General features: G+C 59.4%; 17 protein-coding genes. All 17 read left to right on the top strand.

Annotation, left to right across the window (positions count from 1 at the left end; all coding sequences use genetic code 11):
- Positions 1–58 precede the first annotated feature (58 nt).
- Entirely contained in the window at positions 59–820 is a 762-nt protein-coding gene (gene cobA / locus AC2FI7_RS18665; protein ID WP_496815710.1) for a uroporphyrinogen-III C-methyltransferase, read from the top strand.
- Positions 813–1196 (top strand): c-type cytochrome, encoded by a 384-nt coding sequence (locus AC2FI7_RS18660; protein WP_010443102.1) that lies wholly within the window; start codon positions 813–815, stop codon positions 1194–1196. Before cobA ends, AC2FI7_RS18660 begins: the two co-directional genes overlap by 8 nt.
- Positions 1193–2338: a cytochrome D1 domain-containing protein gene (locus AC2FI7_RS18655; protein ID WP_260023514.1), complete on the top strand. Its 1146-nt coding sequence runs from the start codon at positions 1193–1195 to the stop codon at positions 2336–2338. Before AC2FI7_RS18660 ends, AC2FI7_RS18655 begins: the two co-directional genes overlap by 4 nt.
- 1 nt (position 2339) lies before the next feature.
- Positions 2340–3329, top strand: a complete 990-nt coding sequence (ahbB, locus tag AC2FI7_RS18650; RefSeq protein WP_010443100.1) for a siroheme decarboxylase subunit beta — start codon at positions 2340–2342, stop codon at positions 3327–3329.
- A complete protein-coding gene (locus tag AC2FI7_RS18645; RefSeq protein WP_010443099.1) occupies positions 3326–3775 on the top strand; it encodes an Lrp/AsnC family transcriptional regulator in 450 nt (149 codons plus the stop codon). The genes ahbB (AC2FI7_RS18650) and AC2FI7_RS18645 overlap by 4 nt, the downstream gene beginning before the upstream one ends.
- Positions 3772–4254 carry a siroheme decarboxylase subunit beta gene (gene ahbB, locus AC2FI7_RS18640; protein ID WP_010443098.1) on the top strand — a complete coding sequence of 161 codons (483 nt, stop codon included), beginning with the start codon at positions 3772–3774 and terminating at the stop codon, positions 4252–4254. The genes AC2FI7_RS18645 and ahbB (AC2FI7_RS18640) overlap by 4 nt, the downstream gene beginning before the upstream one ends.
- Before the next feature lie 3 nt (positions 4255–4257).
- Positions 4258–5472, top strand: a complete 1215-nt coding sequence (gene nirJ / locus AC2FI7_RS18635; RefSeq protein ID WP_010443097.1) for a heme d1 biosynthesis radical SAM protein NirJ — start codon at positions 4258–4260, stop codon at positions 5470–5472.
- Entirely contained in the window at positions 5447–7000 is a 1554-nt protein-coding gene (locus AC2FI7_RS18630) for a nitrite reductase (protein ID WP_010443096.1), read from the top strand. Before nirJ ends, AC2FI7_RS18630 begins: the two co-directional genes overlap by 26 nt.
- Positions 6957–7220: a hypothetical protein gene (locus AC2FI7_RS18625; protein ID WP_010443095.1), complete on the top strand. Its 264-nt coding sequence runs from the start codon at positions 6957–6959 to the stop codon at positions 7218–7220. The genes AC2FI7_RS18630 and AC2FI7_RS18625 overlap by 44 nt, the downstream gene beginning before the upstream one ends.
- A gap of 105 nt (positions 7221–7325) precedes the next feature.
- Complete coding sequence (locus tag AC2FI7_RS18620; protein WP_010443093.1) at positions 7326–7790, top strand: DUF2946 family protein; 465 nt, start codon at positions 7326–7328, stop codon at positions 7788–7790.
- Between the two features lie 44 nt (positions 7791–7834).
- On the top strand, positions 7835–9958 hold the full coding sequence (locus tag AC2FI7_RS18615) for a NosR/NirI family protein (protein ID WP_238528840.1): 2124 nt from the start codon (positions 7835–7837) through the stop codon (positions 9956–9958).
- 15 nt (positions 9959–9973) lie between these two features.
- Complete coding sequence (gene nosZ / locus AC2FI7_RS18610) at positions 9974–11881, top strand: TAT-dependent nitrous-oxide reductase (RefSeq protein ID WP_496815709.1); 1908 nt, start codon at positions 9974–9976, stop codon at positions 11879–11881.
- 3 nt (positions 11882–11884) lie between these two features.
- Complete coding sequence (locus tag AC2FI7_RS18605) at positions 11885–13141, top strand: nitrous oxide reductase family maturation protein NosD (RefSeq protein ID WP_496815708.1); 1257 nt, start codon at positions 11885–11887, stop codon at positions 13139–13141.
- Positions 13131–14024, top strand: coding sequence for an ABC transporter ATP-binding protein (locus AC2FI7_RS18600; protein WP_496815707.1), 894 nt, complete (start codon positions 13131–13133; stop codon positions 14022–14024). Before AC2FI7_RS18605 ends, AC2FI7_RS18600 begins: the two co-directional genes overlap by 11 nt.
- Positions 14021–14842 (top strand): ABC transporter permease, encoded by an 822-nt coding sequence (locus AC2FI7_RS18595; RefSeq protein ID WP_496815706.1) that lies wholly within the window; start codon positions 14021–14023, stop codon positions 14840–14842. Before AC2FI7_RS18600 ends, AC2FI7_RS18595 begins: the two co-directional genes overlap by 4 nt.
- Positions 14839–15354: a nitrous oxide reductase accessory protein NosL gene (locus AC2FI7_RS18590; RefSeq protein ID WP_170773419.1), complete on the top strand. Its 516-nt coding sequence runs from the start codon at positions 14839–14841 to the stop codon at positions 15352–15354. The genes AC2FI7_RS18595 and AC2FI7_RS18590 overlap by 4 nt, the downstream gene beginning before the upstream one ends.
- Positions 15351–16247 (top strand): FAD:protein FMN transferase, encoded by an 897-nt coding sequence (locus tag AC2FI7_RS18585; RefSeq protein ID WP_010443086.1) that lies wholly within the window; start codon positions 15351–15353, stop codon positions 16245–16247. The genes AC2FI7_RS18590 and AC2FI7_RS18585 overlap by 4 nt, the downstream gene beginning before the upstream one ends.
- Positions 16248–17488: the final 1241 nt, after the last annotated feature.

Genomic DNA, 17488 nt, shown 5'->3' with positions numbered 1-17488 from the left:
CCCCTGATCGCGCAGGAATTCCGGGCTCCGAAGACATTCAGACCAAGCGAGTTTGCACATGAGCGGTAAGGTTTTTCTGATTGGCGCAGGCCCCGGTGACCCTGAACTGATGACCCTGCGCGCATTGCGGATGCTGCAAGAGGCAGATGTTGTTGTTTATGACCGTTTGGTCTCGACCGATATCCTCAACTTGCATGCCGAGGGCGCACGGCTGATCCCGGTTGGCAAGGCCCCCAAATGCCATACGGTGCCGCAAGATCGCATCAACGAAATCCTCGTCGAAGAAGCCAGCGCCGGTCACACCGTTGCGCGCCTTAAAGGCGGCGACCCGATGATCTTCGGGCGTGGCTCGGAAGAGGCGGCGCATCTGATGTCTAACGGCATCCCGGTCGAATATGCGCCGGGCATCACCGCCGCACAGGGGGCCTCCTGTTCCACCGGCGTGCCGCTGACCCATCGCGGGCTGGCGACCTCGGTGCAATATGTCACTGGGCATCGGCAGGCCGACAAGGTGCTGGATCTGGATTGGAAACGTCTGGCCGACCCGGATTCGACGCTGGTTGTCTATATGGGCGTCGCCAATATCGGCCAGATCGCCATGGGTCTGATGACCGAAAACCTGCCCGGCTCGACCCCGGTTCTGGCAGTGGGCAAAGCGACCACACCGGATGAACGCCGCATGGTATCCCGGCTGGATCGATTGGCAGCGGATGTGCGCGACGCTGATCTGAAAGCACCGACGCTGTTCATCATCGGCAAGGTCGTATCGCTATACGCAGAACGGCCCGTGGCCGAACTTTTGGAGCAGGCGCATGGCTAAGTTTGGTTCCAGGCAATCAGGGGGCAGTCGGTCGCTGCCCGATGGTGCTGCCAAGGGTCCAGGTTGGACCGCGCGCGCTGTACTGACAACGGCTGTGCTTGTGGCCACATCTGCCTTTGCCGCCGACACTCTTGACCCCAACGCGCTGAAACGTCTTGTCCATCAGGACTGCGGCTCGTGCCATGGGCTGTCGTTGAAAGGCGGTCTCGGCCCTGATCTGAGATCCGAGACACTGGAGCACTACGACGCGGACGTTCTGACCGGCGTGATTCTCGATGGCATCCCCGACACCGCGATGCCCCCATGGCGTCCTTTGATCAGCGAAGAAGAGGCTGAATGGATCGCGCGTTATCTGCTGGCACAGGAGGCACAATGAAACAGCTCATTCTTACTCTCGCCACCACTTTGCTCATGACCACAGCCCAAGCTGAGCCCACCGCGACGGGCGATCTCGGTCTTGTCATTGAACGCGCCAAAGGCTCAGTTCTGCTGGTGGACCAATCCGACCGCGCCGCACTGGCCCGGATCGAAGGGTTGGGCGATCTGTCCCATGCCTCGCTGGTCTACTCGCCCGATGAACGCTTTGCCTATGTTTTCGGGCGTGACGGTGGGCTCACCAAAGTAGACATCGTCACCCGCCAGATCGTGAACCGCGTCGTTCAGGCGGGCAATGCCATTGGCGGCGCGATTTCGGATGACGGAAAACTGGTCGCCGTATCGAACTATGAACCCGGTGGCGTGCGTGTCTTTGACGCCGAGACGCTGGAGATGGTGGCCGATATCCCAACTGACAGCAAAACCATCGGTCTGGTCGACGCACCGGGTCGCCGGTTTGTCTTTACCATGTGGGATACGGGCGAGACCTGGATCGCCGATTTCGCCAAGGGTGACCCCGCAATTACCAAGATCACCGATATGGGCAAAAACCCCTATGACGCGCTGATCACCGCAAACGGCCGCACCTATATCACGGGTCTGTTCGGCGAGGACGGCCTGACCGCGCTGGACCTCTGGGCCGAGACGCCCGAACCCATCCGCGTGCTGCCCAACTATGGGCGCGGACAGGAAGAGATGCCGGTCTACAAGATGCCCCACCTCGAAGGCTGGGCGCTGACCGGCCGCGAATTCGTGCTGCCGGCTGTCGGCCATCACGAGGTTCTCTGGATCGATTCCGACACCCTGACCGAGACCGGGCGCACGCAGACCCACGGCCAGCCGGTCTTTGCCATGGCCCGACCCGACGGTCGGCAGGTTTGGGTGAATTTCGCCCACCCGTTGAATGATACAATTCAGGTCATTGATTCAGTGAGCAAGGAAATCATCCACGAGTTCAAACCCGGCCCCGCCGTGCTGCATATGGAATTCACGCCTCGAGGGCATGAGGTTTGGATCAGCGTCCGCGATGCCAACAAAGTCATGGTCTACGACACCCAGACCTTTGAAAAGCTGCGCGAGATTGAGGCCGACAGCCCCTCGGGCATTTTCTTCACCGCGCGTGCGCACAGAACGGGGCTTTGACATGCAGCATATCACCGACCCGATCGACCGCCGTCTTCTGGACGATTTCCAGCGTGATTTTCCCATCGTAGAGCGCCCGTTTCAGGTTCTGGCCAACGCGCTTGGGCTGGAAGAGGCCGAAGTGCTCGATCGTCTTGCGCGGATGCGCAAAACCGGACGCATAACGCGGGTTGGCGCGACGATTGCACCCGGCGCGGTTTCCGCCAGTACGCTTGCGGCTGTGGCGGCTCCGGAAGAACGGCTGGAAGAGGTCGCGGCGCTGATCGATGCGGAACCCGGTGTGAACCACAATTACCAGCGCGAGGATGACTGGAACCTTTGGTTCGTGGCCACCGGCCCGGACCGGGCACATGTGAACGACACCCTCGCCCGGATCTCGCAGCGCTCGGGGCTGCGGGTTCTGGATTTGCGGCTAGTGCGGCCGTTCAACATTGATCTGGGCTTTCGTATGTCGGGCGAGACCCGCAATGCTCCTGGCCCGCGGAAAGTGGATCGTTCAGCCATGCGAGAGGGCGACCGACCCCTGTTGCAGGCCCTCAGTTCTGGCCTGTCGCTGGTCTCTGATCCTTATGCTGCGCTGGCTCGGACCCTGAACCGCGACACAGAAGACGTAATGGATCGCGTAGCCGCCTTGCACCGGGCCGGGATCGTCTCTCGCCTGGGCGTCATCGTACGCCACCGCGCTTTAGGCTGGTCCGCCAATGCAATGGTGGTCTGGGATATGCCGGCCGAGCAGGTCAGCAGCGCTGGCCCGGCACTGGCAGCGCATCCCGGTGTGACACTGTGCTATGAGCGCAACCCGGTCGAGGATATCTGGCCCTATCGCCTCTATTCCATGATCCATGCGCGTTCGCGCCCTGAGGCAATGGAGGTTTTGGCCGGGGCCGCCGCCCTGCCCGAACTATTTGGTGCGCAGCGCAAAGTACTGTTCTCGACCCGCTGTTTCAAACAGACCGGTGCGTTAATCCAACCGAAGGAGGCCGCCGCATGACGCTCGACGACACCGATCGCGCGATCCTGAACCGGATGCAGGATGACCTGCCGCTGACAGCGCATCCTTACGCTGCAATTGCCCAGGAAATAGGGATCGCAGAGTCCGACCTGCTGGCCCGCCTGACCCGCATGAAAGACGAGCGCGTAATCACCCGCTTTGGTCCCTTCTTTGACGCTGCTGCGATGGGTGGAGCCTTCTGTCTGTGCGCCATGGCCGTGCCCTCACAGGATTTCGAAAACGTCCTGACCAAAGTCAATGCGCATCCCGAGGTTGCCCATAATTATGAACGCACGCATCGGCTGAACATGTGGTTCGTTCTGGCGACCGAAACACCCGAAGGGATCGCAGCCACAGCCGAGGCTATCGAACGGGAAACCGGGATCGCGGTCCTGCAATTCCCCAAACTTCAGGAATTCTTCATCGGCTTCCGGGTGGCGGCATGATCGACGAAAAAGACCGAGAGATTATCGAGGCGCTGCAAGGCGGCCTGCCCCTTGTGCCCGCCCCCTTCGCCCAGGTGGCCGACGGCTTGGGCCTGGATGAAAAGACTCTGATGTCCCGTCTGGCCGATATGAAATCGCGCGGTGTCATCCGGCGCATCGCTGCGGCCCCCAACCACTATAAACTGGGCATGACCTCGAACGGCATGACTGTGTGGGATGTCGAAGATGGCCGCGTTGCCGAACTCGGATCGCAGATCGGTGCCCTGCCCTTCGTCACCCATTGCTATGAACGCCCGCGCGCCTTGCCTGACTGGCCTTACAATCTGTTCGCCATGGTTCATGGCGCTGACCGGGATGAGGTCGAGGAGAAGCGTGCCGAGATTGCCGCCATCCTCGGCGATGCCTGCCGGGCCAAAGATATCCTTTATTCCACGCGCATCCTGAAAAAGACCGGGCTGCGCCTGAAAAAGAAAGGCTGAGATATGTTCCGCCTGACCGAATACATGCACCAGCTCGTGAAACCGACCCCAGTGCGCAGACGCCGCCCCGGCCCGGTGAAACCGGTGGTGATCTGGAACCTGACACGGCGCTGCAACCTGAAATGCCGCCATTGCTATACCGTCTCGGCGGATGTGGCGTTCCCGGGTGAGCTCAGCCATGAGCAAGCCATGGTAACCCTTGAGGATCTGGGCCAGTTTCGCGTCCCGGCCTTGATCCTCTCGGGTGGGGAACCACTGGATCGGTTCGACGTCTACGATATCGCCAAACGCGCCCGTGAATTGGTGCCTATGCTGGCGCTGTCGACCAACGGCACACGGATTTACGACGAAACCGCCGATATGATTGCCGACGTGGGCTTCAACTATGTCGGCATTTCGCTGGACGGCATCGGAGCCACGAATGACTGGTTCCGAGGAGTCGAAGGCGCCTTTGCCGACGCCCTGCGCGGTGTGCGCGAATGCAAGAAACGCGGCATCAAGGTGGGCCTGCGGTTCTGCCTGACCGAAGGAACGCAACATCACCTGCCTGACCTGCTGCAGCTGTGCGATGATGAGGGAGTCGACAAGTTCTATCTGTCTCACCTTGTCTACGCCGGGCGCGGCGACAAAAACCGAGGCGAAGATGCCGAGCACCTGCGCACCCGTAAGGGTCTGGACCTCCTGCTGGAACGTGCGTGGGAGGCTGCGTCTGGCGGTCGTCCGCTGGATATCGTGACCGGCAATAACGACGCCGATGCCGGGTATTTCCTGAACTGGGTCCGGACGCATTTCGACGATGACAAAGCCGCCCATGTGCGCGAGCATCTGGCCGCGTGGGGCGGGAACTCCAGCGGGCTGGGCGTGGCCAATATCGACAATCTGGGCCGCGTGCATCCCGACACTTATTGGTCCGATTACACAGTCGGCAATGTGAAGACCAAATCGTTCTCAGAACTTTGGACCGGTGACGACCCGATGCTGGCCATGCTGCGCACCCGTCCGCGTCCTTTGAAAGGGCGTTGCGGGGCCTGCCAGTTAAAGGACGTCTGCGGCGGAAACACCCGCATCCGGGCGCTGCAACTTACTGGTGATCCGTGGGCCGAAGATCCGGCCTGCTATCTGTCGAACGAAGAAATCGGCGTGGATGGCGCGAGCGAGCGCCTGCAGGTCACGCCGTTCCGGGGGAAAAGCCATGATCCGGCGCATCAGTTCTTTTGACACTCTGAAAATCGGCGCTTTCTGCTCGCTACTGCTAGCGGGCACCGCATGGGCCGATGCTCCATCTGATTACGCCGAGCATTGCGCCTCATGCCATGGCGAGAACCGTCTGGGTGGGGTCGGTCCGGCGCTTATTCCCGAAACGCTGAAACGGATGCGAGGGCCGCGTGTGGCCGCTGTGATCGCCGAGGGGCGTATCGCGACACAGATGCCGGCGTTTTCGTATGAACTGGACGCGCTGCAGATCGAGGAACTAGCAGGGTGGCTGAAATCACCGCTGGAGACCGATCCCGAATGGGGCGAGGCCGATATCATGGCCAGCCGAACTCTGGATGAGGATTATATCTCAGTCGATGCCCCGGTCTGGGGCAGCGATCCTATGAACATCACTCTGGCCGTTGAGACCGGCGATCACCATGTCAGCGTTCTGGATGGGGATACTTTCGAGGTTCTGGACCGGTTCGAGACACCTTTTGCCGTGCATGGCGGGCCGAAGTTCAGCCCGGACGGGCGCTATGTCTTCATCATGTCCCGCGATGGCTGGGTGCAGAAATATGACATCTGGGCGCTGAAACAGGTGGGCCGCGTGCGTGCGGGCTTGAACAGCCGCAACATCGCCATGTCAGGAGACGGCAAGTGGGTGGCCGTGGCGAACTATTTGCCGAACTCTCTGACACTGCTATCCACCGAAGACCTGTCTGTAGCGAAAGTCATTGATGTAAAAAGCAAAAAAGGAAAACCCAGCCGCGTCTCGGCGGTCTATCAGGCACCGCCGCGCGAAAGCTTCGTTCTCGCGCTGAAAGACGTGCCCGAGATTTGGGAAGTATTCTACGGGGCGAACCCACCGCAATCCGGTTTGGGGCATGATTTCCGCATTGAGGGTCAGTTCAAGAACCCCGATCCCTTCCCGGTGCGCAAGATTACCACGCCCGATTATCTGGACGATTTCTTCTTTGATCAGAGCTATGAATACGTCATGGGCGCCTCGCGCGATGGCAAGGGCGGGCAGGTGATCGATCTGGTGATTGGCCACAAAGTGGCTGATCTGGACCTGCCTGGGATGCCTCACCTAGGTTCGGGGATTACCTGGAAACATGGCGACTCCACCGTGATGGCGACGCCGCATCTGACCGATGGCACGGTCTCGGTGATCGACATGGAGACATGGGAAACCGTCAAGCGGATCAAGACCGAAGGGCCCGGCTTTTTCATGCGCAGCCATGAGAATTCGCCTTACGTCTGGGCCGATGTGTTTTTTGGGCCGAACAAGGACGCCATGCATGTAATCGACAAGCAAAGCCTTGAAATCGTAAAAACTTTACGCCCTGCGCCAGGCAAGACCGTGGCGCATGTGGAGTTCACCAAGGATGGCAGCCACGCGCTGGTTTCGATCTGGGAAGATGACGGCGCGGTGATCGTCTATGACGCGCAGACGCTGGAAGAGGTCCGCCGCCTGCCGATGCGTAAACCGTCTGGGAAGTACAATGTCTGGAACAAAATCACCTTCTCGGAAGGCACCAGCCACTGAGGATAAATGGCCGGTCTGGAAACTGGCCATCCTGCTTTACCCGGCCACGGCTCTGACCGTGGCCATCAACCTGTTTCTGGCCGGGCTGATCCTGCACAGCGCTGGATTTGGTGCCATCGGGCCGGTGCCCGCGATCCTGTGGTCGATCCCATTGGGCATACCTGCCGCGTGGTTGGCGGGGCGTTGGGTGCGCGGGTTGATGGATGAGGCAGATAGTTGATTTCAAATGTTAAAATCGAAAGTTTCCAGAACCTGACCTAAGTCAAGTATCGCGCCGAGAGAATCCCCTAGAACACGCAGCATAGCTTCCCGAGTCGGAGTCTCCATGCCTGCCCTCGTCCCTTTGCACAATCTCCCTGCCCGTGCGGTTCGCGCGGCAGCTGGGTTGGCGGGCATGCTCCTTCTTTTGTTGCAGACCTTTGGACCGGCGCTGGCGAGTCCCGGTGAAAGTGTCTGGGTGGAGATCTGCTCGGAAGGCGGCGCGGTCTGGGTTGAGGTTGACCTTGAGGAGGACACCGAAGACCCGACCGCGTACTGCCCGAAATGCGCCGATTGCGCGCTGTGCGCGGTCACCAGCGCGGCACCCGTGCCCGAGCTGGCGCAAGTGCCGCAAATCGGAATCTTCCGTGTTGTACAGGTTCAGAACAGCAAATCTTCCTTGTTGTACAACTCGGATCGGCTGTGGCCCGAAACCCGGGGACCCCCGTGCCCGACCCAAGAAACAACTGAACGCGCCCCGCGCGCGTCCATGGCGTCCACCCTAAGTATCGGAGGTGCGCCGTGGTCGTAAGTCGCGCAATCCATTTCCTGCTGGCCCTTGCCCTGTCCTGCCTGATGGCGATCAGCGCCCATGCCGACAGCCTTGCCAGCTTCCTGCCCGATATCGAACCCGCCGATCTGGCCCCCGGTGCTGATGCCTTCGGGCCGGTCCGTGATGACGTTCCGGTTGCCCCCGTCCTGAAGGGCGGCGAGACCGTTGCCTGGGCCTTCCTGACTTCTGACTTCGTGGGCACCACCGGATATTCCGGTAAACCGATCCATGTGGTTGCCGCCATCGATGACGACGCGGTGCTGACCGGTGTGCAGCTGGTCAAACACTCGGAACCCATCGTTCTGATCGGCATCCCGAACTCGAGGATGGTTGAGCTGACCGAAGGCTATGCCGGTCTGGACCTGAAGGTTGAGGCCGAAACCGGTGGCGAGGGGCATGACCTCGACATTATCTCGGGCGCGACAGTGACGATCATGGTGATCGATGACAGCCTCGTGCGTGGTGGGATCAAGGTGGCGCGTGCGCTGGGGCTGGGCGGATTGTCTCCGCTACAGGCAGACGGGCCGAAACGCGAAGTCGATATGGCAAAGGACGCTGTATATGACTGGGCAACGCTTTCGGGCGACGGCTCGATACGGCGGCTGACACTGGATGTCGGTCAGGTCAACGCAGCTTTTGAAGCCACTGGCGATCAGCGCGCCATCAAACGCCCTGAACCGGGCGAGCCGGATGACACATTCATCGACATGCACGTGGCGCTGGTCTCGGTTCCATCGATCGGCAAATCACTGTTGGGCGAGGCCGAATATCAGAACCTTGTCGAATGGCTGGACGAAGGCGAACAGGCCATTCTGGTGCTGGGGCGCGGGTCCTACAGCTTCAAGGGATCAGGGTATGTCCGCGGCGGAATCTTCGACCGGATTCAGCTTATACAGGGCGATAATTCGGTGCGGTTCTTCGACAAGCAGCAAGAGCGCCTTGGCCGGGTTGCCGCCCCGGATGCGCCCAGTTTCACCGAGCTAGATATATTCAAGATCCCCGCCGAAGCCGAGTTCAACCCCGCCGAGCCGTTCCGCCTGCAATTGCTGGTGCAACGGGCCGTGGGTGCGGTCGAAAAAACCTTCCTGACCTTCGATCTGGGCTACAAGCTGCCCGAGCAGTATCTGTTGCCAGTCGCAGTCCCCACTGTTGTGGATGACGCCACTGGCGAAGCCGCAGCAAAAGCCGCCTTGTGGAAACGCATCTGGAAGGATCGCACGGTCGAGATTGCCGGTCTGGGCGTCATGTTGTTGGTGCTGACCGCAACCTTCTTCTTCCAGTTCCACGCCACGATGAACGCCCGGGTCTTTTACTGGTTCCGCATCGGATATCTGACCCTGACGCTGTTCTTTATCGGCTGGTACGCCAATGCGCAGCTGAGTGTTGTGAACCTGATGGCGCTGGCCGGCAGCCTGCGCACCGGTTTCAGCTGGGATGCCTTCCTGCTGGATCCGCTGGTCTTCATCCAGTGGTTTGCCGTGGCCGCCGCCCTGCTGTTTTGGGGGCGCGGGGCCTATTGCGGCTGGCTGTGCCCGTTTGGTGCCCTGCAGGAACTGACCAACAAGATCGCGCGCGCACTGAAAGTGCCACAATGGACGCTGCCATGGGGACTGAACGAACGCCTATGGCCTGCGAAATACATGATCTTCCTTGGTCTCTTCGGGCTCAGCTTTGTCTCGATCCCGCTGGCTGAGACCTATGCCGAGATCGAGCCCTTCAAGACTGCGATCATTCTGAAGTTCATGCGCGACTGGCCCTTTGTGGTCTTTGCGCTGACACTGCTGGGAATCGGGCTGTTCATCGAACGGTTCTATTGCCGCTACCTCTGCCCGCTGGGTGGAGCGCTGGCGATCCCCGCCCGAATTCGCATGTTCGACTGGCTGCGCCGCTACAAGGAATGCGGCAGCCCATGTCAGACCTGCGCCAACGAATGCCCCGTTCAGGCAATCCACCCAACTGGTGAGATCAACCCGAACGAGTGCGTCACCTGCCTGCATTGTCAGGTGCTCTACCAGTCCGAGGACAAATGTCCCGTCGTTATCCGCCAGCTTAAGCGGCGGGCCAAGACAGGGTCGGTCAACCTCAAGACCCCCCTCGGGCAACCACCGGCGAACCATCCGAACGCCAAACCGCAATCCGTTTCCTAAAAAGGAGGAACGATCATGTCGGAACAAGACAACAAACTGAACATCACCCGCCGCGGGATGCTGGGGGCAACCGCCACCGGTGCCGTGCTGGCCGGGACCGGCCTGGGTTCGACCCTGATGACCGCGAAACAGGCCAGCGCTGCGGCCAATGCCAACCTGGAGCCCGGTGAACTGGACGAATATTACGGCTTCTGGTCCTCGGGACAGACCGGCGAATTGCGCATCCTGGGCTTCCCGTCCATGCGCGAGCTGATGCGGGTGCCGGTGTTTAACCGTTGCTCTGCAACTGGCTGGGGTCAGACCAACGAGTCGCTTAAGATCATGACCGATGGCTTGCTGCCGGAAACCAAGGAATTCCTCGCCAAGCGTGGCATGAAAACCTATGACAACGGCGACCTGCACCACCCGCATATGTCGTTCACCGACGGCACCTATGACGGCCGTTACCTGTTCATGAACGACAAGGCCAACACCCGCGTTGCCCGTGTGCGTTGCGATGTGATGAAATGCGACAAGATCACCGAGATCCCGAATGCCAAGGCGATCCACGGTCTGCGTCCGCAGAAATTCCCGCGCACTGGCTATGTCTTTGCCAACGGTGAAGATGAAACTCCGCTGGTCAATGACGGCTCCGTGCTGGACGATCCGTCGCAATACGTGAACATCTTCACCGCGCTGGACGGTGACACCATGGAAGTTGCGTGGCAGGTAATCGTGTCGGGTAATCTCGACAACACCGACTGCGATTATCAGGGTAAATACGCCTATTCGACCTCGTACAACTCGGAAATGGGTATGAACCTGGCCGAGATGACCGAGAACGAGCTGGATCACGTCGTTGTCTTCAACCTCGCGGAAATCGAAAAAGGCATCGAGGCTGGCGACTATCAGGAACTGAAAGGCGTCAAGGTTCTGGACGGACGTAAGGGTCAGAACAAGAAATACACCCGCTACATTCCGATCCCGAACTCGCCCCACGGCATCAACACCGCGCCTGATGGCAAGCATGTCTGCATCAACGGTAAGCTGTCGCCCACCGTGTCGATCATGGATGTGACCAAGCTGGACGCCCTGTTCGAAAGCGATGCCGATCCACGGTCCTGCATCGTGGGTGAGCCGCAGCTGGGTCTTGGCCCGCTTCACACCGCGTATGACGGTCAGGGCAACGCGTTCACCACGCTGTTCCTCGACAGCCAGATCGTGAAGTGGAACATGGACAAGGCGATCCGCGCCTACGCGGGTGAGGATGTCGATCCGATCATCTCGAAGGTCGATGTGCATTATCAACCGGGTCACAACTCGACATCGATGGGTGAGACCAAGGATGCCGATGGCAAGTGGCTGATTTCGATGAACAAGTTCTCGAAAGACCGCTTCCTGAACGTGGGTCCGCTGAAGCCCGAGAACGAACAGCTGATCGACATCTCGTCGGATGAGATGAAGGTGGTTCACGACGGGCCGACCTTTGCCGAACCTCATGACTCGATCATCGTTCGCAGTGACATCGTCAACCCGGTCAACGTCTGGGACCGCAACGACCTCACTTGGGAAGACGCCCGCAAACAGGCCGAAGCCGATGGCATCGATCTGGAAGAAGGCGCCGAGGAACCGATCCGGGACGGTAACAAGGTGCGGGTCTACATGACATCGCAGGCCCCGACCTTCAGCCTTGAGAAGTTCACCGTCAAACAGGGCGACGAGGTAACAATCTTCGTCACCAACCTGGATGACGTGGACGACGTGACCCACGGCTTCTGCCTGGGCAACTACGGCATCGCCTTCGAGATCGGACCGATGGCAACCGCGTCGATCACCTTCACTGCCGACCGTCCGGGCGTACACTGGTTCTATTGCCAGTGGTTCTGCCACGCGCTGCACATGGAAATGCGCGGCCGGATGCTCGTTGAGCCGCAGGGAGCATAACCCATGCGTTGGCCCCTGCTCATACCGCTCCTGCTCGGCTCGCCCCTTTGGGCGGCGGACTGGGATGTGCCCAACCGGGCGGGGGCCATCAAAGAAACACTGGCGCAGGCGGCGGATGGAGACACCCTCCGCCTGAGCCCCGGTGTCTACACCGAAACACTGGTTCTGGACCGGCCCGTAACCCTCGACGGGCTGGGACAGGCCACAATAGACGGGCAAGGAAACGGCAGCGTCATCACCGTGACCGGGCCGGGCGTGACTGTGCGTGGTCTGACAGTTATCGGTTCCGGTTCAAGCCATGAGGGTATCGACAGTGGTATCCAGCTGACCAAAACGGCTAAGGCGCCCGTGGTCGAGGATAACGTGCTGCTGGGCAACCTCTACGGCGTCGATATTCACGGGGCCAAAGGCAGCATCGTGCGTGGCAACCGGATCGAAGGACGTTTGGATCAACGGATGAACGACCGCGGCAATGGCGTCTATGTCTGGAATGCCCCCGGCGCAGTGGTTGATGGCAATGACATCCGGTACGGGCGCGACGGAATCTTTGTGAACTCGTCCAAGAAGAACACCTTCACCAACAACCTGTTCCGCGACCTGCGCTTTGCGGTGCACTACATGTATGCTGATAATTCTATTGTCAGCGACAATGTCTCGATCGGCAACGATCTGGGCTATGCGGTGATGTTCACGACCAATGTGACCGTGGCCAACAATGTCTCGATTGGTGACCGCGAACATGGCGTGATGCTGAACTATGCCAACAAGAGCACCATTACCGGCAACGTGGTGAAAGGTGCCAAGGAAAAATGCACCTTCCTCTATAACTCGAACAAGAACGAATTCACCGACAACTGGTTCCAGGGATGCGGCATCGGTATTCACTTTACTGCTGGGTCTGAGCGCAACCGTATCGTTGGCAACTCATTCATCGGGAACCGGACGCAGGTGAAATACGTCTCGACCAAATGGGTCGAATGGTCAGAAGATGGGCGCGGCAATTACTGGTCCGATTTCGCCGCTTATGATGTGGATGGCAACGGCATTGCCGATGCCCCCTATCGCCCCAATGACAGTATGGACCATGTGCTGTGGACCCAACCCTCAGCCAAGTTGCTGCTCGGCTCGCCTGCCGTGCAGTTGGTGCGCTGGTCACAATCGGCCTTTCCGGCACTGCTGCCGGGGGGCGTGATGGACAGCAACCCATTGATGCAAGCCCCTGAACCCCCAGCTATGAAAAAGGTGCCTCATGACGGATAAGGCCCTGTCAATCGACCATGTTCTCAAGGACCGTGGAAAAACCCGCGTTCTTGACGATATCACCCTGTCTCTTGCCCCTGGCCAGCGCGTTGCGCTACTGGGCCATAACGGCGCGGGCAAGTCGACCCTGATCAAATCTATCCTCGGCCTGACGCCGATCCATGGCGGAGCCATTCGGATCGGAGACGCCACCCCCGGTAGTGCTCAGGCACGGCGCGAGACGGCCTATCTGCCCGAGGCGGTGTCATTTCATCCCGCGCTAACCGGGCGTGAGCAGTTGACCCTGTTTGCGCAGCTTTCAGGCGCAAAAGCCGATGTGTCCGGTTTGCTGGATCGTGTCGGCCTGAGCGACGCTCTGGACCGTCGGATCGGCACCTATTCCAAAGGCATGCGGCAACGTTTGGGCCTGGCGCAGGTGCTGTTGGGCCAACCGAAAGTGGCCTTGCTGGATGAACCGACAAGCGGGCTGGACCCGATTTCTCGGCAGGACCTGTACGCCATCATCGACGAACTAGCTGCCCAAGGCACCGCCGTTCTGATTGCCTCACACGCGCTGACCGAGGTCGAGGCGCGCACCGACCGGATCGCCATCATGCGCAAGGGTCAGATGGTCGCCGACGACACCCTGAACAATCTGTCCGCTCTGGCTGGTCTACCGATCCGCTTGAAGGTACGCGCCAGCGCCAATCCGGATGTGCTGGCCGCTGAGCTGGGCGGCAGCCGGATCAATGGGGCATCCATTGAATTGCTCTGCACTCCCGAAGACAAGATGGAGGCCCTGCGCCGGATCGCTGGACTGGGTGACGCAGTAGCGGATGTGGAAATGACCCCGCCCAAGCTGGAAGACCTCTATCGCCACTACGCACAGGAGGATTTGCAATGACCCGCTTCCTCGCCATCACCCGCACTGAAATGCTAATCCTGCGTCGCAACCGCTGGCTGCTGGTCGCAACGCTGATCATGGTTCTGTTCGCCTTGGCTCTGACCTTTGCTGGCAGCGCACCTACCGGCACGCTAGGCGTCGACATGCTGACCGTCTCGGTCGCGTCAATGACCACGCTGTCGGTCTATCTTGCGCCGCTGCTGGCGCTGATGATTGCCTTTGACGCCATCGCCGGCGACGTGGATCGCGGCAGCCTTTCGCTGCTGCTGTCTTACCCGGCCGGGCGCGGAGAAATCCTGTTGGGCAAGTTCACCGCCCACCTCGCCGCGCTGGCCTTTGCCATGACCATCGGTTTCGGCACCGCAGGCGCAATAGCCGCCTTCTTTGGCGGCGCGGGGCCAGAGAGCCTGATGGCGCTGGTCCGCCTCATCCTCACATCCATCCTGCTGGGCGCTGTCTTTCTGGCGCTTGGATACCTGTTGTCCGCCCTGGCAAAGGGGGCCACGGCGGCGGCAGGTTTGTCGGCCGGGCTCTGGCTGGTTTTTGTCGTCCTCTATGATCTGGGCCTGTTGGGGGCCGTGGTCATGGACAAGGGCGGCACTTTCACCCAATCCGTCTTTCCATGGGTGATGGTGGCCAACCCGGCCGACGCATTCCGTCTGTGGAATATCGCCGCGACCGAGGGTGTTGCCATGGCCTCAGGTATGACCGGGGCGGCGCAAGCTCTGCCGGTTTGGGCTGCGCCCGTTTCACTGCTGATCTGGCCGGCGATAGGCTTTGCACTCGCCCGGATCGCATTCCGGAGGGTTGAGCCATGAAGCGCCTCGCCCTGATCGCCTTGGTCGCGTTGGCGGCCTGCAAGGAAGAGGTCGCCGAGGCCCCTGACCCGGTTGATCTGACCCCGGATGCGCTGAGTTATTTCTGCCAGATGAACATCGCGGAACATGGCGGGCCCAAAGGTCAGATTCATCTTGAGGGCTATCCTGCACCTTTGTTCTTTGCTCAGGTGCGCGACATGCTCGCCTATCTGAAAAGCCCCGAGCGCGATGCCAAGATCACCGCTGTTTACGTCAGCGACATGGGTGTCGCCCCCAGCTGGGGGCAACCGGGCATCTCTAACTGGATCGCAGCCGATGGTGCGACCTTTGTCGTCGGCGCAGATGTCGCCGGAGGCATGGGCGCACGCGAGGTCGTCCCATTTGCGAAACTCGACGAGGCCGAAGCGTTTATCCTGCGCTATGGCGGGTCTGCTTTGCCCCTGCCCGAGATCCCCGATGCCGAAGTCCTTGGACCCGTCGATCTGGACTTGATTCTGGAGACCCCCGCATGACCCTTTTGACTCGCCGCCGCTTCCTGACCATAACTGCCGCCTGCGCCGCTATGCCCGCAGCCGCCAGCGGTTCGGCCCAATGGCACGGCATCGCGCTGGGCGCACCTGCCAGCCTGCGGCTTGAAGGCCTGACGGATGTACAGGCCGCGCCGATCTTTGCCGCGGTCGAGGCCGAATTGAACCGGCTTGAGGATATCTTCAGCCTCTACCGACCACATTCGCAGATCAGCCAGCTGAACCGCACCGGTCACTTGAATGCACCTGCGCCTGAGCTACTGGAGGTGCTGAGCCTGTGTTCCGTGCTTCACGAAGCCTCGGACGGGGCGTTTGATCCGACGATCCAGCCGCTGTGGCTAGCGCTGGCCAGCGGAGCGGAGCAGCCAAGTGTGGAACGCGCGCACGCAACGATTGGATGGAACAACGTGCACGTCGGTTCGGATGGAATCCGCCTGCCATATCCCAGACATTCGGCGATCACGTTGAACGGGATTGCGCAAGGTGCGATCACCGACCGGATTGCTGCTTTGCTGCGGTCCTTCGATCTGCGCGATGTATTGGTGGATATGGGTGAGGTCGCCGCTCTTGGCCAGCGATACACTAGCGTACCATGGCGCGTGGGGCTGGCCGCCCCCGATGGCACGGTGGCCAAACGAATCAGGCTTCAGGATCGAGCTGTCGCAACCTCAGCGCCCGGCGGTACGATGTTACAGGGCAAACATGGCCATATCCTGAACCCGAAAGGGCACAAAGTTATGCAACGCGCAGTATCAGTATCCGCGGCGCGGGCCGCTGTTGCCGATGGACTATCAACCGCCCTTTGCCTGACTCCGGATAGCGGAGCAAACGCGCTGGCGTCGCGGTTTCCAGGGGCGAAAATCGAGATGCTACTCTGAGCCACAAGAGCGGCGGGCACCTCAAAAATATCTAGCGCTCGCTTTGGGGAGCCCCGTTACGGTCGGGATATTCAGTGAATGGTTTTGTTGGAGAATTATGTTCGCCAATGTGAATTGATTTTGACGGCTGGCCAGTGAGATGGAGGGGTTTGCACCCATCAACGAACCGCATTGTATTGATGCTTTAGCCAAGTTCCCCGAGGAGGCACGCCAACATCGAGCTATGATTTCATCGAGTGAATATTGCAAGCACAGTGACTGATAGAGAGTTCCTCTAACCGCCCTTAAGCGTCTAATAGGGTTAAGTTTTTTCATACACTTTTTACTCATTGAAATGCGTCGAGTAGCAGATTGTTGGCGCATTTCCTCAAATATTTGCATCGATCCGAACGAAGGCGCTGTCCGCTTGAGGCGGACGAAGATCAGTAGATCTGCACGATTACAACCTACAAAGCTCCGAAATCGCGCGAATTGTTAACGCAATGTTAACGATGCGTTTTCGATCCATTCAAAGACATTCCGGCATACTAACAGTATGTTATGTCGCCGACGATTATACGGCACCTGCCAAACTTTCTAGATTGGAAGACCCGATGTTAAACTTCTCTCTAAACTTCACGGTTGCCTCAATTGGGATCTTTTCCGGCTTTCTAACAATATATACTTTTTTGTGATCGGCTCAGGAACTGATGTTCGAACCATCAACCCCAAACAGTGCCGCCGCAAATGCATACCGGCTGAAACGCTCCAATTCGGAATATGACGTAGCGATGTGGGCAGCCTGCGCTTTAATGGCGCTGCACAAAGACGAGCCGGCCGCATTGCAAGAATATGCATGTCTCTGGGCGAGCAGAGCGAAATTAGACGGATCAAAAAGAAGTCACTCAGAGCAGTCATCAAGTGGACAGCCCGGCGATTAAAAGGCAACAACCTAAATGGACTAAAATTCCGCCTCAAAGCTAAATATCTGAGGCTAAGCTGTGACCCTGCTCGTGGATCCCGATCGTTTGGACGTAAAAGCCGTTTCTGCCTCTTCGTATTGATTGAATTGTGGTCAATGCCTGCCAAGCGGAACCACTGAATAACTCAAACGAAGCAAGCATGAGGAACACCGAGATTCGCCTAATAATCTGAAACTTGCCCGCCAACAAAAGTGCGCGCTCGCTTTGTGTTATGGTCGATCCTGCAGTTTTTGATGATCTTTCGTGCTTTGGCGAGATTGCAGCTGTCGGCAATACTGC

This window comes from Ruegeria sp. YTSA064, assembly GCF_059610325.1.
The sequence above is the reverse complement of the archived record's forward strand: the minus strand, read 5'-3'. Positions and strand labels throughout refer to the sequence as shown.

Bases quoted from the DNA above. Each gene is read 5' to 3' on its own strand.
- cobA (WP_496815710.1), top strand. From the start codon at position 59: ATGAGCGGTAAGGTTTTTCTGATTGGCGCAGGCCCCGGTGACCCTGAA.
- AC2FI7_RS18660 (WP_010443102.1), top strand. From the start codon at position 813: ATGGCTAAGTTTGGTTCCAGGCAATCAGGGGGCAGTCGGTCGCTGCCC.
- AC2FI7_RS18655 (WP_260023514.1), top strand. From the start codon at position 1,193: ATGAAACAGCTCATTCTTACTCTCGCCACCACTTTGCTCATGACCACA.
- ahbB (WP_010443100.1), top strand. From the start codon at position 2,340: ATGCAGCATATCACCGACCCGATCGACCGCCGTCTTCTGGACGATTTC.
- AC2FI7_RS18645 (WP_010443099.1), top strand. From the start codon at position 3,326: ATGACGCTCGACGACACCGATCGCGCGATCCTGAACCGGATGCAGGAT.
- ahbB (WP_010443098.1), top strand. From the start codon at position 3,772: ATGATCGACGAAAAAGACCGAGAGATTATCGAGGCGCTGCAAGGCGGC.
- nirJ (WP_010443097.1), top strand. From the start codon at position 4,258: ATGTTCCGCCTGACCGAATACATGCACCAGCTCGTGAAACCGACCCCA.
- AC2FI7_RS18630 (WP_010443096.1), top strand. From the start codon at position 5,447: ATGATCCGGCGCATCAGTTCTTTTGACACTCTGAAAATCGGCGCTTTC.
- AC2FI7_RS18625 (WP_010443095.1), top strand. From the start codon at position 6,957: ATGTCTGGAACAAAATCACCTTCTCGGAAGGCACCAGCCACTGAGGAT.
- AC2FI7_RS18620 (WP_010443093.1), top strand. From the start codon at position 7,326: ATGCCTGCCCTCGTCCCTTTGCACAATCTCCCTGCCCGTGCGGTTCGC.
- AC2FI7_RS18615 (WP_238528840.1), top strand. From the start codon at position 7,835: ATGGCGATCAGCGCCCATGCCGACAGCCTTGCCAGCTTCCTGCCCGAT.
- nosZ (WP_496815709.1), top strand. From the start codon at position 9,974: ATGTCGGAACAAGACAACAAACTGAACATCACCCGCCGCGGGATGCTG.
- AC2FI7_RS18605 (WP_496815708.1), top strand. From the start codon at position 11,885: ATGCGTTGGCCCCTGCTCATACCGCTCCTGCTCGGCTCGCCCCTTTGG.
- AC2FI7_RS18600 (WP_496815707.1), top strand. From the start codon at position 13,131: ATGACGGATAAGGCCCTGTCAATCGACCATGTTCTCAAGGACCGTGGA.
- AC2FI7_RS18595 (WP_496815706.1), top strand. From the start codon at position 14,021: ATGACCCGCTTCCTCGCCATCACCCGCACTGAAATGCTAATCCTGCGT.
- AC2FI7_RS18590 (WP_170773419.1), top strand. From the start codon at position 14,839: ATGAAGCGCCTCGCCCTGATCGCCTTGGTCGCGTTGGCGGCCTGCAAG.
- AC2FI7_RS18585 (WP_010443086.1), top strand. From the start codon at position 15,351: ATGACCCTTTTGACTCGCCGCCGCTTCCTGACCATAACTGCCGCCTGC.